Below are 12,671 nucleotides of genomic sequence, written 5' to 3'. Positions count from 1 at the left end.
TTGCCTTTCCCTTGCGCGGCATTTGCGTCAGGGTTCGGGAAATTCTGCGCATGTGAGGACTTCATGGAATACGAAACGGTGCTTTTGGACATCACGGACGGTCTGGCTGTGGTCACGCTGAACCGGCCGGACAAGATGAACGCGCTTACGACGAAAATGCGCGCCGAGATTACCCATGCGATGAAAAAAGCCGCTCATGACGCGCGTGCAATCGTTCTGACGGGCGCGGGTCCGGCGTTTTGCTCCGGCCAGGATCTGGGCGATGCGTCCAGCACTGGCAAGATCGATCTGGAACGCGCGCTGCGCGACGAATATGAACCGATGCTGGAAGCTGTTCATGATTGTCCGGTGCCGACGATCGCGGCCGTGAACGGTCCCGCGGCGGGGGCAGGGGCCAACCTAGCCCTGTGTGCCGATGTGGTTATTGCGACCGAAAGCGCCTATTTCCTGCAAGCCTTTGCCCGGATCGGTCTTTTGCCGGACGCCGGCGGGACGTGGTTCATGCCGCGCCAAATGGGTCTGGCCAAAGCCATGGGTGCGGCCCTGTTCGCCGACAAGATTTCTGCGCGTCAGGCCGACCAATGGGGCATGATCTACGAGGCGGTTGCCGACGATGAATTCGCCGCGCACTGGCGCAAGCGCGCCGAGTACCTGGCCAAAGGGCCGACTGCGGGCTTTGCCGCGATCAAAAAGGCGATGAGAGGCACCTACGAAAACACCTTGCCGCAACAATTGGCGACCGAGGCGCACCTGCAAGGAGAATGTGGGCGCACCCGCGACTTCGCCGAAGGCGTGGTGGCATTTCTGGAGAAACGCGCCCCCCGGTTCGAGGGGCGCTGACCATCAGGCCCGGCGGCGGCGACGCGCGCGCCGTTCGGGCATCGCCTCGTCCCCGGTTCCGTCACTGGCCGACGAGAAAGGCCCAAGGACTGCAGTAATTTGCTCGAGCGACGGACGGGCGCCACGGGGTTCAGTGTCCAGTGCCTTGCGCATCTCACGCAGGTGCGCTGGCATCGTTCCGCAGCAACCACCAATAATGGTCGCACCTGAATCCCGCGCCATGGCTGCGTAACGGCCCATCAGTTCGGGCGTGCCGTCATAGTGGATGTGGCCATCAACATATTTCGGAATGCCCGCATTGCCCTTGGAGATCAGGGGGCGTTCGGTTCCCTGAGCCACAAAACCCAGAACCGTGCGCAGGATGTCAGACGCGCCGGTGCCGCAGTTGGCGCCAAAGGCGATCGGCGGGTTGGGCAGGGTTTCGACCAGTTGCGCCAGATCTGCCGAGGTCACGCCCATCATGGTGCGCCCGGCGGTGTCAAAACTCATGGTACCGCACCAAGGCATGTCGGCCAGGGCAAAAGCCTCGGCCGCGGCGCGGAATTCCTCCGGCGCGCTGATCGTTTCTACCCACAGCACGTCGACGCCGCCGGCTTTCAGCGCCTCGGCCTGTTCGTGGAACATCTCGACCGCCTCGGCATGGGTCAGGCTGCCCACAGGTTCCAGGATTTCACCGGTCGGACCGACCGAGCCCGCAACCACCACCGGGCGTCCGGCGGCATCCGCCACCTCGCGCGCCAGTTCGGCGCCGATGCGGTTCAACTCGGCCACGCGGGTGTGGGCGTCGTGCAGCTTCAGACGTGCAGCCGTTCCGCCGAATGTATTGGTCAGGAACAGGTCACTGCCCGCATTCACCGACCCCTGATAAAGAGCGCGGATCTTGTCGGGTTGGTCGGTGTTCCACAGCTCGGGCGCGTCGCCCGATTGCAGCCCCATGTTGAACAGGTTCGTTCCGGTGGCGCCGTCGGCAAGAATGGCGTCCTTCGTTTCCAGCAGTCTGGTCAGCGCGTTGGTCATTGGAGATGTCCGGAGTTGTGGCCCCAAGGGCCAAAAATTTAGACGCCCCGTGTCGCATGACCGGGACGTCAAATCAAATTCATAATACTCATGAAGATCATGAGGTGGGCGGCATGCCTCAGTTGGCTTCGCTCATCACCTGGGCTTTGGCCTCGGGCAGCAATTCCGCCATCTTGGCGCGGATTTCCTCGGGGCTGGACAGATCGCCCAGATCGGCGGCGACCTTGCGCACAACGTCCTCGTGGCCGGCCTCTTCGAAATCGGCGATCACGACGGATTTTGCATACTCGGCGGCCTCGTCGCCGCTTTTGCCCATTTTTTCCGCAGCCCACAGGCCCAGCAGCTTGTTGCAACGGGCTTGCGCCTTGAACTGCATTTCTTCGTCATGGGCGAATTTTGCTTCAAAGGCGTTTTCGCGTTCGTCGAACGTGGTCATGGGTGTTGGGCCTCTTCAAGTAAAAGTGTGTTTCCTGATGATATGACCATACGCGCTGCCGGGTGCAAGGTATTTGCGCTGCGTCAAAGCCTCTCGGATGCATGAACTTGCGGGAAAGGGGGGCTTGCACTATGAGAGCGCCAACGCGATGGGACTCATTCCCTCGCCCCAGCCTGGAAAGGTCGCACATGGCGCGTCGCAAGAAGATTTACGAAGGCAAGGCCAAGATCCTGTACGAAGGCCCGGAACCGGGCACGATCGTTCAGTATTTCAAAGATGACGCCACCGCGTTCAACGCGGAAAAGAAAGACGTGATCGACGGCAAGGGTGTTCTGAACAACCGCCTGAGCGAATTCTTCATGACCGGTCTGAACCAGATCGGCGTGCCGACCCATTTCATCCGCCGCCTGAACATGCGCGAACAGCTGGTTCGCAGCTGCGAGATCATCCCGCTTGAGGTGATCGTCCGCAACTATGCCGCCGGGTCGCTGTCGAAACGGCTGGGCATTGCCGAGGGCACGCAACTGCCGCGCCCGATCGTGGAATACTGCTACAAGGACGACTCGCTGGGGGATCCGCTGGTAACCGAGGAGCACATCGCTGCGTTCGGCTGGGCCAGTCAGCAGGATATGGACGACATCCTCAGCCTGGCGCTGCGGGTGAACGACTTCATGAGCGGCGTGATGCTGGCCGTGGGTATCCGTCTGGTCGACTTCAAGATCGAGATCGGTCGTGTCTACGAGGGTGACTTCCAGCGCCTGATCGTCGCTGATGAGATCAGCCCAGACAGCTGCCGCCTTTGGGATATCGAGACAGGACAAAAGCTGGACAAGGACGTGTTCCGCCGCGATCTGGGCAGCCTGACCGACGCCTATTCCGAGGTCGCCCGTCGCCTCGGCGTTCTGCCGAAAAGCAACGTGAGCAAGCCCACCCTGATCAACTGATCGCGCCGACTGGCAGGGCCTAACAAGGATGCGCTGCTCCTATTCGGGGCGGCGCATTTTTCATTGCGGGTTTGACAGGTCAGGCCCCTGTCACGCATCTTCGGGTTGACCGACCAACCCGGTCCGCTAACCAAGGTGGCACACTGAATGAGCGCGTTGTTCGATCAAGCGGTTTTCCTGAAGTTTCTGGCGGCCGTGCTGGCCATATTCAACCCGCTATACAACATCCCGATCTTCCTGAGCATGACGCGCGACTGCACACCTGCCGAACGGCGCAGGGTAGCGATGATCGTGATGGCCTCGGTGACGGTGATCGCACTGATCTCGGTCGCTATAGGTGAAGAGGTGTTGGCTGTCTTCGGGATCGACGTTCCTTCGTTTCGCGTGGCCGGCGGGCTGATTATCTTCGGGATCGGCATGTCGATGCTGAACGCGCAAGACCGGGCGCCGGGCGATCAGGCGGCCGTGGTCGATGGTCACGCGCGCAAGTTGAACTTTGCCGTTGTTCCACTGGCGATCCCGTTGACGATTGGCCCGGGCACGATTGCCGTGACGATCGTGTTCTCGCATCAACTGTCGGATGGGGCCGAACTTGTGACCCTTGGCTCGGCGATCCTGATCGCCTGTTTCATAGTCGGGCTCGGCCTGTTGTTTGCTGACAGCATCTCGCGTCTTGTGGGTGAGACGATGATCAATGTGCTGACCCGGATCATGGCGATCCTGCTGGTTGCTGTGGCCGTCGAAATGGTTCTGACCGGCATCTTCAACGCGGTTGATGCACATTATCCCGGGCTGACGGGCAGCCAAGGCAATTGAATTCCTCAAGATGAAGCGCCTGCGGTCATTCGACCGCATCACAAAGGCTTGTTCTGCGCGGTCAGTCGCGCTATCCCCCGCGCAACGGAACAGGCCCCGGCGCGGCGGGCCACAGGTGGAGTTGCGACGATGAAGGCACGGGTGCACGTAATGCTCAAGAACGGGGTTCTGGACCCTCAAGGCGAGGCTGTGCGCCACGCATTGGGCGCACTGGGGTTCGACAAGGTGCAGGGCGTCCGGCAGGGCAAGGTGATTGACCTGGAACTGGCCGATGGCGCGACCAAGGCCGATGTGGCCGAAATGTGCGAGAAGCTGTTGGCCAACACGGTCATCGAGCGTTACGAGATCGAACTGGTCTGAATTCTCTGACCGTCATCCCCAAGGAGGGTTTCCCATGCGCGCAGCGGTTGTCGTTTTTCCGGGGTCCAACTGTGACCGGGATCTTGCCGTCGCCTTTGAGCAGGCCGGATTTCAGGTCGACATGGTCTGGCACAAGGATGCCCAACTGCCGCAGGGCGTGGACATCGTGGGCGTGCCGGGCGGGTTTTCTTTCGGCGATTACCTGCGCTGCGGTGCGATCGCCGCGCAGTCTCCGATCTGCAAGGCGGTGGTCGAGCACACCGAACGGGGCGGCTATGCCATCGGCATCTGCAACGGGTTCCAGATCCTGACCGAGACCGGCATCCTGCCGGGCGCGCTGCTCCGCAATGCCGGCTTGAAATACATCTGTCGAACAGTTGGGCTGAAGGTTGCGACCAGCGACAGCGCCTTTACTCAGGGCTACAACGCCGGTGACGTGATTCAGATACCGATCGCGCATCACGATGGCAACTACTTCGCTGATGACGAAACCATTGCCCGCCTGCGTGACGAAGATCGGATCGCCTTCAGCTATACCGACAACCCCAATGGCTCGCGCGGGGATATTGCCGGGATCCTGTCGCACAACCGGCGCGTGCTGGGCATGATGCCCCACCCCGAGCGGGCGGCGGACGAGGCCCATGGCGGTACCGACGGAGTGGCGCTCTTCCGCGCATTGTCGGGTGTGCTGACACCTGCGTGACTTGAGGTCGTGGGCGCGGAAGCGTAGCTTCGGTGCATGAGTTCCGACGCGCAATCAGGCTGGACAAATCTATTTGGCCGCGGTGCCCCTTTGGGGTGGCGCCTGCGGCTAGCCGTGTTCGTGTTGCTGGTTGCTGCTGCGGCGACGGTCTGGGTCACCAACAGCCTGCTGACCAATCGGTTCACGGAATCGACCCGAAACAGGGCTGAACTGCGTCTGGCGCTCTATTCCGGCAACCTGCTGAGCGAATTGCGTCGAAACGCCATCGTTCCACAATTGCTGGCCCGGGACCCGACTTTGATTTCGGCCTTGCAGTCAGCCGATTTTTCCCTGTCGACGCAGCGGCTTCTGTCCTTTGTTGAAGAAATCGGGGCTGCGTCGCTGATGCTGCTGGATCGGGATGGTCGGGTCGTTGCCGCAACAGACCGCAATCGACTGGGCGAGTCCCATCGAAGTGACCCGTATTTCGTGAATGCCGTCAGATCGAACGCGACGATCTTTTCCGAGATTGCGCGCGAGACCGGCAGTTATGGCTTTCTCTATTCCCGCAGGATTGAGGCCGGGTCGGAAATTCTGGGCGTGATCGTGGTCGAGGTTGATCTGCGCAAGTTTGAGAACGCCTGGGCCGGGATCTCGGACGCGGTCATGGTGACCGACAGCACCGGAACGATCATTCTGTCGACCGAACCCCAGTGGCGCGGCCTGAACGAGACTGAGGCTTTGTTACGGCAGCATCCGCAGGGTGCCATCCAGCGCGCAATTCGGGCGACTACCGATTGGACGGCCTTGCCGCCGGACGCCTATGTTGCGGGCGAGGCCGTGATGCGCATGGAGACCCGCATCCCGTTCCGCGGTTGGAAGATGACTTCGTTCACGACCTATTCCTCTATCCGCGAAAAGGTGAACAGCGTGCTGGCGCTCGAGATCATGGGGTTTGCGATTCTTCTTGCGCTGACCTTCTATGCACTGAGCCGCAGGGCCACGTTCCGCATGGCGCTGTTCCAACGAGAGTCGGCGGAGCTTCGCGCATTGAACGCAAGGTTGCAGCGCGAAATCGCCGAACGCGAACGGGTTGAAAAAACGCTGGAAGTGGCGGAACAGACGCTGGCCCAAAGCTCGAAGCTGGCAGCCCTGGGCGAGATGTCGGCGGCCGTCAGTCACGAGTTGAACCAGCCGTTGGCGGCGATGAAGACCTATCTGGCGGGGGCGCGGCTACTGCTGCGCCGAAACCGCCCCGAAGAGGCACTGGCCAGCTTTGGTCGGATCGACGGTCTGATCGAGCGGATGGGCGCGATCACGCGGCAGCTCAAGTCTTATGCCCGAAAGGGCGCGGACGCGTTTTCACCCGTAAATCTTGGGGAGGCGTTGGCCTCATCCCTGTCGATGATGGAACCGCAGCTGCGCCAGAGGCAGGTCAAGATCACCCAGATCCTGCCCGAAGAGCCGGTGATCGTGATGGGAGATCGGATGAGGATCGAACAGGTTATGGTCAACCTGTTGCGAAACGCGCTCGACGCCACCAAATCTGTTGCAGAGCCGGAGGTCGAGATCATTCTGGCCGCAGGCGAGACCGCCGTGCTGGCGGTGCGCGACAATGGCCACGGGATCGAGGATATCGAGAACCTGTTCGAGCCGTTCTACACCACCAAGCGACCCGGAGATGGGGTCGGCTTGGGTCTTGCCATCTCGTCCGGGATCGTGAACGACCATGGCGGACGGCTGACTGCGCGCAACGGCCAGAACGGCGGCGCGGTATTCGAGATGCAACTGCCCATTTTGGGACATGACGGCCTTGAGGCCGCAGAATAACGAGGACGTACCTATGGCACAGGCCATGAAAATTGCCATCGTGGATGATGAACAGGACATGCGCCAGTCGATCAGCCAATGGTTGGCGCTGTCCGGCTATGACACCGAAACCTTTGCAAGCGCCGAGGATGCGCTCAAGGTTCTGGGGCCGGATTACCCGGGGATCGTGATCTCGGACATCAAGATGCCCGGCATGGATGGTATTCAGCTTTTGAAAAAGCTGATGGGTGCCGACAGCACCTTGCCGGTGATCATGATTACCGGTCACGGCGACGTGCCGATGGCGGTCGAGGCGATGCGGGTGGGGGCGTTCGACTTTCTGGAAAAGCCGTTCAACCCCGACCGGATGTCGGAACTGGCCAAACGCGCCAGCAACGCTCGGCGTCTGACGCTGGACAACCGCGCCCTGCGGCGCGAGCTGTCGGGCGGCACGCAGATCATGAACAAGCTGATCGGCGCCAGCCCGGTGATGGAGCGCCTGCGTGAAGATATTCTCGACCTGGGCCAGGCCGACGGGCATGTGCTGATCGACGGCGAAACCGGCACCGGCAAGACCTTGGTGGCGCACGCGCTGCATGCAGTCGGCAGCCGGGCGGGCAAGAAATTCGTTCTGGTCTCTTGTGCCGCGCTGGAAGAGGAGGCGCTGGCCAAACGGCTGTTCGGCCCCATGATGCCCGAGGACACGCAACTGCCCGCTATCGAGGAAGCCCGCGGCGGCACTCTGGTGCTGGAGGATATCGAGGCGCTGAGCGACACGCTGCAGGCGCGGTTGCTGAGCGTGATGAACGAGCAGGGAACGCCGGCCGAGACCCGGATCGTTGCGATCTCAAACCTGCAGGAAGCGGGCAAGACCAGCGAGGACGTGCTGCGGCCCGATCTGTTCTATCGTCTGGCGGCGCTGCGCATCACCATGCCGCCGCTGCGGCAGCGGGGCGAGGATATCCTGACCCTGTTCACCCGGCTGAGCGAGCAGTTTGCCGAGGAATATGGCTGTGAGGCACCGCAAGTCAGCGCCCAGGAGGCCGCGCAGCTGCTGCAGGCCCCATGGCCGGGCAATGTGCGTCAGTTGATCAACATCGCCGAACGCGCGGTTCTGCAGTCGCGGCGCGGCTCGGGCACCATCGCGTCGCTGTTGATGTCCGATCACGAAGAGATGCAGCCGGTGATGACCACCGAGGGCAAGCCGCTGAAGGAATACGTTGAGGCGTTCGAACGGATGCTGATCGACAACACCATGCGGCGCCACAAGGGGTCCATCGCCTCGGTGATGGAGGAACTTTGCCTGCCGCGCCGGACTTTGAATGAAAAAATGGCCAAGTACGGGTTGCAACGGGCGGACTATCTGTAGGCGAGAGGCCAGTCCCTTTTTGGCCTTTTGGCCAAAGTACACCCGGGAAATTTGAAGCCGGAGGAAGCCCGACCTGTCCGTAGATCGGGCTCCTTTGCAGTTTGCCCATTGTGTTTTCCACAGGACTGCTTTTATTGTACCGGGACGGGTCGGGCGCATTTTTGTGCCTGAATGCCCCGAATCATTGAGTTTCGCTGCTTTGCTGCAGGTGGTGACCTTTCCCGCCCGGCCAAGCAGACCGATTGTGCCTCGTTCCGGGGCAGTAGAGTACCTGAGCCCGAATTTCGGGCGAAAGGAATAATGGGCAGGCAGCGGCGTGTTCGCGCCTGTCGGAGAAGAACCGCGATGACGCGCGCGCTACGATTGAGTATACGGGCAGGGGGCCACAGCGCCGATCCCTGCCGCGCGCCGTCCGTAATCGCCCAGACAAGACACCACCCCAGATGCGCCTGTCCGCCTGGACAGGTCAGGACAACGCGTTTGGCGCGGTGCACCAAGGACACATGGCAAAGAAAATGCTTATCGATGCCACCCACGCGGAGGAGACCCGCGTCGTGGTGGTGGACGGAAACAAGGTCGAGGAGTTCGATTTTGAATCCGAAAACAAACGCCAGCTTGCTGGCAACATCTACCTGGCAAAAGTAACGCGCGTCGAACCTTCGCTGCAGGCGGCCTTTGTTGACTACGGCGGGAACCGGCATGGCTTCCTTGCGTTCTCGGAAATCCATCCGGACTACTACCAGATTCCGGTCGCGGACCGCGAAGCCCTGATGGAGGAAGAGCGCGCCTACGCTGAGGCAATGAAGGCGCGGGACGAGGCCGAAGAATCCAAGCCCAAGAAGCGCCGTTCGCGGTCGCGTTCGAAGGCGGCAGAGGTCAAGACGGACGATCCGGTCGAAACGCTGGACGTATCCGCCGAACCGACGGGCATGGAAACCATCGACCTGCTTGAGGAAGAGGCCGCTGATCAGGATGTGCCCGAAGGCACGTCTCCGATGGAGACGGTCGCTGAAACTCCGGTCGAAGAGCCGAGTGAAGACGCGAGTGACGAACCGGCGGACGAAAAGGCCGAAGTCGAAGCTGACGCCGCACCCGCTGAACCGGTCGAAACAGACGAGCCGTACGCGGATGCAGCGGACGACGCTGACGCCGAAGCTGATGAGGCCAAGCCGGATGCGGCTGCCAAGGATGACACGATCGAGTCGGTTGCGGATGATGATGACAGCGAGGATATCCGTCCTCCGCGCAAACCACGCCCGCGCCGCTACAAGATTCAGGAAGTCATCAAAGTGCGCCAGGTTCTGTTGGTGCAGGTCGTCAAGGAAGAACGTGGCAACAAGGGTGCCGCGCTGACCACTTACCTGTCGCTGGCCGGCCGGTATTGTGTGTTGATGCCGAACACCGCACGCGGGGGCGGCATCAGCCGCAAGATCACCAACGCCGCGGACCGCAAGAAGCTCAAGGAAATCGCATCCGAGATCGACGTGCCTACGGGCGCCGGTCTGATCATCCGTACAGCCGGCGCCAAGCGTACCAAGTCCGAGATCAAGCGCGACTACGAATACCTGCAGCGCCTGTGGGAGCAGATCCGCGAACTGACGCTCAAATCGATCGCTCCTGCAAAGATCTACGAGGAAGGCGACCTGATCAAACGGTCGATCCGTGATCTTTACAATCGGGACATCGACGAGGTTCTGGTCGAAGGCGAAGGTGGCTACCGCATCGCCAAAGACTTTATGAAGATGATCATGCCGTCGCACGCCAAGAACGTGAAGCGGTACGAGGACCAACTGCCGCTGTTCGCGCGCTATCAGGTGGAAAGCTATCTGGCGGGGATGTTCAACCCGACGGTCCAGCTGAAATCGGGCGGGTATATCGTGATCGGCGTGACCGAGGCGTTGGTTGCCATCGACGTGAACTCGGGCCGCGCAACCAAAGAAGGCTCGATCGAGGAAACTGCGCTGAAGACCAACCTTGAGGCCGCCGAGGAAGTTGCACGCCAGCTGCGCCTGCGCGACCTGGCCGGTCTGATCGTCATCGACTTCATCGACATGGACGAGCGCAAGAACAACCTGGCGGTCGAAAAGCGCCTGAAGGACAAGCTGAAGACCGATCGGGCCCGTATTCAGGTCGGACGGATCTCGGGCTTTGGCCTGCTGGAGATGAGCCGCCAGCGCCTGCGCCCAGGAATGCTTGAGGCAACCACACAGCCTTGCCCGTCCTGCCATGGCACCGGTCTGATCCGCTCGGACGACAACATGGCTCTGTCGATCCTGCGTCAGATTGAAGAGGAAGGCACACGCCGCCGCTCGCGCGAGGTGCTGGTGCGGTGTCCGGTCAGCATTGCGAACTTCCTGATGAACCAGAAGCGCGAGCATATCGCGCAGATCGAAGCCCGCTATGGCCTGTCGGTTCGGATCGAAGGCGACACTCATCTGGTCAGCCCTGACTTCTCGATGGAAAAGTTCAAGACGGCCAGCCGGATCGTTCCCGAAGCGTCTGCGCCGGTGGTGTCCGCGACGGCATCGCTGATGGATCTGGTGGATTCCGAGGACGAGGTTGAAGACAGCGCCGTCGAGCCGGAACAGGCGGAAGAGGAAGCTAAGCCGAAGCGCAAGCGCCGCCGGCGTCGCCGCAAGAAGAACGGCGGTAACGGCGAGCAGGCCGAGGCAACCAGTTCTGACGATGCTGCGGAAGACAAGGCGACCACCGAGGCGCAACCCGAGGAGTCCGGGACGGAAAAGACCGCAGCGACTGAATCCGCTCCGGCTGAGACCGCAGAAGCTGGCGCCGAAAACGTGACCGAGGGTGAAGCGGAACAGGCCGAAGAAAAATCGGCCAAGCCCAAAAAACGTCGGGCACCGCGCCGCAAGAAGACGGCCGAAGTCGAAGAGGCGCCCGCGCCGGAACCCGAGGTGGCCGAAGAAGCGGTTCAGGCGGCCGCAGAAACGCCTGCTGGTGAGGCTGCGGGTGCTGAGGACAATGCCCCCGAAGCGCAAGCCGAGGAGCCGGTCGAAGAGAGTGAGCCCGAGGTAGCGGCAGAAGTCGAAACGCCAGATGCCGAGCCCGTGGCGGAAGCGCCGGAAGCGGCAACAGAAGAAAAAGCCGAGGACGCCGCAGAGCCGGTGCTTGAGACGGTGGCGGAAGAACCCGAGCCGTCTCCGGCCAAGCCCAAACGGCGCGGTTGGTGGTCACTGGGCCAATAAGACAAAAAAAGGCGGACAGTATTGTCCGCCTTTTTTCTTTCAGGTCCCGCCGTTTTTCCGAATGAGAAAGACGTGGTGATCCGCAGCTTCTTCCATCCCGATCAGCTCGTGCCCGGACTCCGAGCAGAAATGAGGTACATCGACGATTGCGGCCGGATCGTCGGCAAGGACCCGGAGAAGGGAGCCCGCAGGCATGGCCTTGAGCCGTTTGCGGGCTTTCAGGACGGGCAGGGGGCACAGCAGGCCCAATGCATCCAGTGTTTCGGCTTCTTGTGTCATGGCTCTCAGATATTTGCATGGCGCACAGCTGTCCAGCCGGCAACCACGAGGATGTGACCGAATGGCCCCGTGACGCGCCCCACTGGATATCCTATGTGCAGTGGCATGTTCGGAATCGATATCATCGACGCGGGGCTGCTGCCCGCCATGTTCATCGCGCTGGTCGGCGGGTTGATCAGTTTTCTGTCGCCCTGCGTGTTGCCGATCGTGCCGCCTTATCTGGCCTACATGAGCGGCGTGACCATTCACGAGATGCAGGATCAGGCGCAGGCTAGACGCAAGGCGACTCTGTCAGCGCTGTTCTTCGTTCTTGGACTGTCGACGGTGTTCCTGCTACTGGGCTTCACGGCCTCGGCCTTCGGCGCATTCGTGCTGCAGAACCAGGAACTGTTCGCCAAGGCCTCGGGTCTGGTGGTGATCGTGTTCGGCCTGCATTTCCTGAACGTGTTCCGAATTCCGATCCTGGACCGCGAAGCGCGGCTCGAAACCGGGGACTCCGGCGGATCGGTCTTTGGGGCTTACATCCTGGGGTTGGCTTTCGCATTCGGCTGGACCCCTTGCATCGGCCCCCAGCTTGGCGCGATTCTGTCGCTGGCCGCGTCCGAGGCCTCGGTGGCGCGGGGCACGCTGTTGCTGGGCGTCTACGCGGCGGGTCTGGGCATACCGTTCCTGCTGGCTGCGATGTTCCTGAACCGTTCAATGGCGGTGATGAACAAGCTGAAACCGCATATGGGAACGATCGAAAAAGTCATGGGTGGCTTGTTGCTGGTCGTCGGCATCATGCTGGTGACGGGTCTGTTCACCGAGTTCAGCTGGTGGCTGCTTGAGACGTTCCCGGCATTGGCCACTCTGGGCTGACGCGGCGCCCGGTCGCGATGATCGGGCCTTACCTTGGCCACATCGCTGCGCTAAC

At 61.5% G+C, this 12,671-nt stretch carries 12 protein-coding genes; 9 read left to right on the top strand and 3 right to left on the bottom strand.

Annotated elements, in window-relative coordinates; genetic code table 11:
- Positions 1–63: 63 nt before the first annotated feature.
- On the top strand, positions 64–840 hold the full coding sequence (locus tag AC2FM5_RS00580) for an enoyl-CoA hydratase-related protein (protein ID WP_093961976.1): 777 nt from the start codon (positions 64–66) through the stop codon (positions 838–840).
- Positions 841–843: 3 nt separating this feature from the next.
- On the opposite strand, the gene bmt is transcribed toward AC2FM5_RS00580, so the two are convergent.
- On the bottom strand, positions 844–1,857 hold the full coding sequence (gene bmt / locus AC2FM5_RS00575) for a betaine--homocysteine S-methyltransferase (protein WP_480635857.1): 1,014 nt from the start codon (positions 1,855–1,857) through the stop codon (positions 844–846).
- Positions 1,858–1,975: 118 nt separating this feature from the next.
- Entirely contained in the window at positions 1,976–2,293 is a 318-nt protein-coding gene (locus tag AC2FM5_RS00570) for a DUF1476 domain-containing protein (protein ID WP_170357709.1), read from the bottom strand.
- 188 nt (positions 2,294–2,481) lie between these two features.
- Here AC2FM5_RS00570 and purC point away from each other — a divergent pair, with 188 nt between their 5' ends.
- The 7 genes from purC (at position 2,482) to AC2FM5_RS00535 (ending at position 11,479) form a co-directional block, all read left to right on the top strand.
- Positions 2,482–3,237 carry a phosphoribosylaminoimidazolesuccinocarboxamide synthase gene (gene purC, locus AC2FM5_RS00565; RefSeq protein ID WP_170357710.1) on the top strand — a complete coding sequence of 252 codons (756 nt, stop codon included), beginning with the start codon at positions 2,482–2,484 and terminating at the stop codon, positions 3,235–3,237.
- 147 nt (positions 3,238–3,384) lie between these two features.
- Positions 3,385–4,053 carry a MarC family protein gene (locus AC2FM5_RS00560; RefSeq protein WP_496733302.1) on the top strand — a complete coding sequence of 223 codons (669 nt, stop codon included), beginning with the start codon at positions 3,385–3,387 and terminating at the stop codon, positions 4,051–4,053.
- 129 nt (positions 4,054–4,182) lie between these two features.
- Complete coding sequence (gene purS / locus AC2FM5_RS00555) at positions 4,183–4,413, top strand: phosphoribosylformylglycinamidine synthase subunit PurS (RefSeq protein ID WP_170339320.1); 231 nt, start codon at positions 4,183–4,185, stop codon at positions 4,411–4,413.
- A 34-nt stretch (positions 4,414–4,447) separates the two neighbouring features.
- The gene (gene purQ, locus AC2FM5_RS00550; protein ID WP_496733301.1) at positions 4,448–5,116 is read left to right on the top strand and encodes a phosphoribosylformylglycinamidine synthase subunit PurQ; all 669 of its coding nucleotides are present in this window, start codon (positions 4,448–4,450) and stop codon (positions 5,114–5,116) included.
- Positions 5,117–5,152: 36 nt separating this feature from the next.
- Entirely contained in the window at positions 5,153–6,925 is a 1,773-nt protein-coding gene (locus tag AC2FM5_RS00545) for a sensor histidine kinase (RefSeq protein WP_093961983.1), read from the top strand.
- Positions 6,926–6,938: 13 nt separating this feature from the next.
- On the top strand, positions 6,939–8,273 hold the full coding sequence (locus AC2FM5_RS00540; RefSeq protein ID WP_093961984.1) for a sigma-54-dependent transcriptional regulator: 1,335 nt from the start codon (positions 6,939–6,941) through the stop codon (positions 8,271–8,273).
- Positions 8,274–8,776: 503 nt separating this feature from the next.
- Complete coding sequence (locus AC2FM5_RS00535) at positions 8,777–11,479, top strand: Rne/Rng family ribonuclease (protein WP_496733300.1); 2,703 nt, start codon at positions 8,777–8,779, stop codon at positions 11,477–11,479.
- A gap of 39 nt (positions 11,480–11,518) precedes the next feature.
- Here AC2FM5_RS00535 and AC2FM5_RS00530 read toward each other — a convergent pair whose 3' ends face one another.
- Positions 11,519–11,758 carry a sulfurtransferase TusA family protein gene (locus AC2FM5_RS00530; RefSeq protein WP_170357716.1) on the bottom strand — a complete coding sequence of 80 codons (240 nt, stop codon included), beginning with the start codon at positions 11,756–11,758 and terminating at the stop codon, positions 11,519–11,521.
- A 105-nt stretch (positions 11,759–11,863) separates the two neighbouring features.
- On the opposite strand from AC2FM5_RS00530, the gene AC2FM5_RS00525 reads away from it, so the two are divergent.
- Entirely contained in the window at positions 11,864–12,616 is a 753-nt protein-coding gene (locus AC2FM5_RS00525) for a cytochrome c biogenesis CcdA family protein (protein WP_170338729.1), read from the top strand.
- The last annotated feature ends 55 nt before the right edge of the window (positions 12,617–12,671 follow it).

It is taken from the genome of Ruegeria sp. BHSA162 (assembly GCF_059613385.1).
This window is presented reverse-complemented; position numbering and strand designations above follow the sequence as displayed.

Coding starts and splice junctions, on each gene's coding strand:
- AC2FM5_RS00580 (WP_093961976.1), top strand. CDS start 64: ATGGAATACGAAACGGTGCTTTTGGACATCACGGACGGTCTGGCTGTG.
- AC2FM5_RS00570 (WP_170357709.1), bottom strand. CDS start 2,293: ATGACCACGTTCGACGAACGCGAAAACGCCTTTGAAGCAAAATTCGCC.
- purS (WP_170339320.1), top strand. CDS start 4,183: ATGAAGGCACGGGTGCACGTAATGCTCAAGAACGGGGTTCTGGACCCT.
- AC2FM5_RS00560 (WP_496733302.1), top strand. CDS start 3,385: ATGAGCGCGTTGTTCGATCAAGCGGTTTTCCTGAAGTTTCTGGCGGCC.
- bmt (WP_480635857.1), bottom strand. CDS start 1,857: ATGACCAACGCGCTGACCAGACTGCTGGAAACGAAGGACGCCATTCTT.
- purQ (WP_496733301.1), top strand. CDS start 4,448: ATGCGCGCAGCGGTTGTCGTTTTTCCGGGGTCCAACTGTGACCGGGAT.
- AC2FM5_RS00545 (WP_093961983.1), top strand. CDS start 5,153: ATGAGTTCCGACGCGCAATCAGGCTGGACAAATCTATTTGGCCGCGGT.
- AC2FM5_RS00530 (WP_170357716.1), bottom strand. CDS start 11,758: ATGACACAAGAAGCCGAAACACTGGATGCATTGGGCCTGCTGTGCCCC.
- AC2FM5_RS00525 (WP_170338729.1), top strand. CDS start 11,864: ATGTTCGGAATCGATATCATCGACGCGGGGCTGCTGCCCGCCATGTTC.
- AC2FM5_RS00540 (WP_093961984.1), top strand. CDS start 6,939: ATGGCACAGGCCATGAAAATTGCCATCGTGGATGATGAACAGGACATG.
- purC (WP_170357710.1), top strand. CDS start 2,482: ATGGCGCGTCGCAAGAAGATTTACGAAGGCAAGGCCAAGATCCTGTAC.
- AC2FM5_RS00535 (WP_496733300.1), top strand. CDS start 8,777: ATGGCAAAGAAAATGCTTATCGATGCCACCCACGCGGAGGAGACCCGC.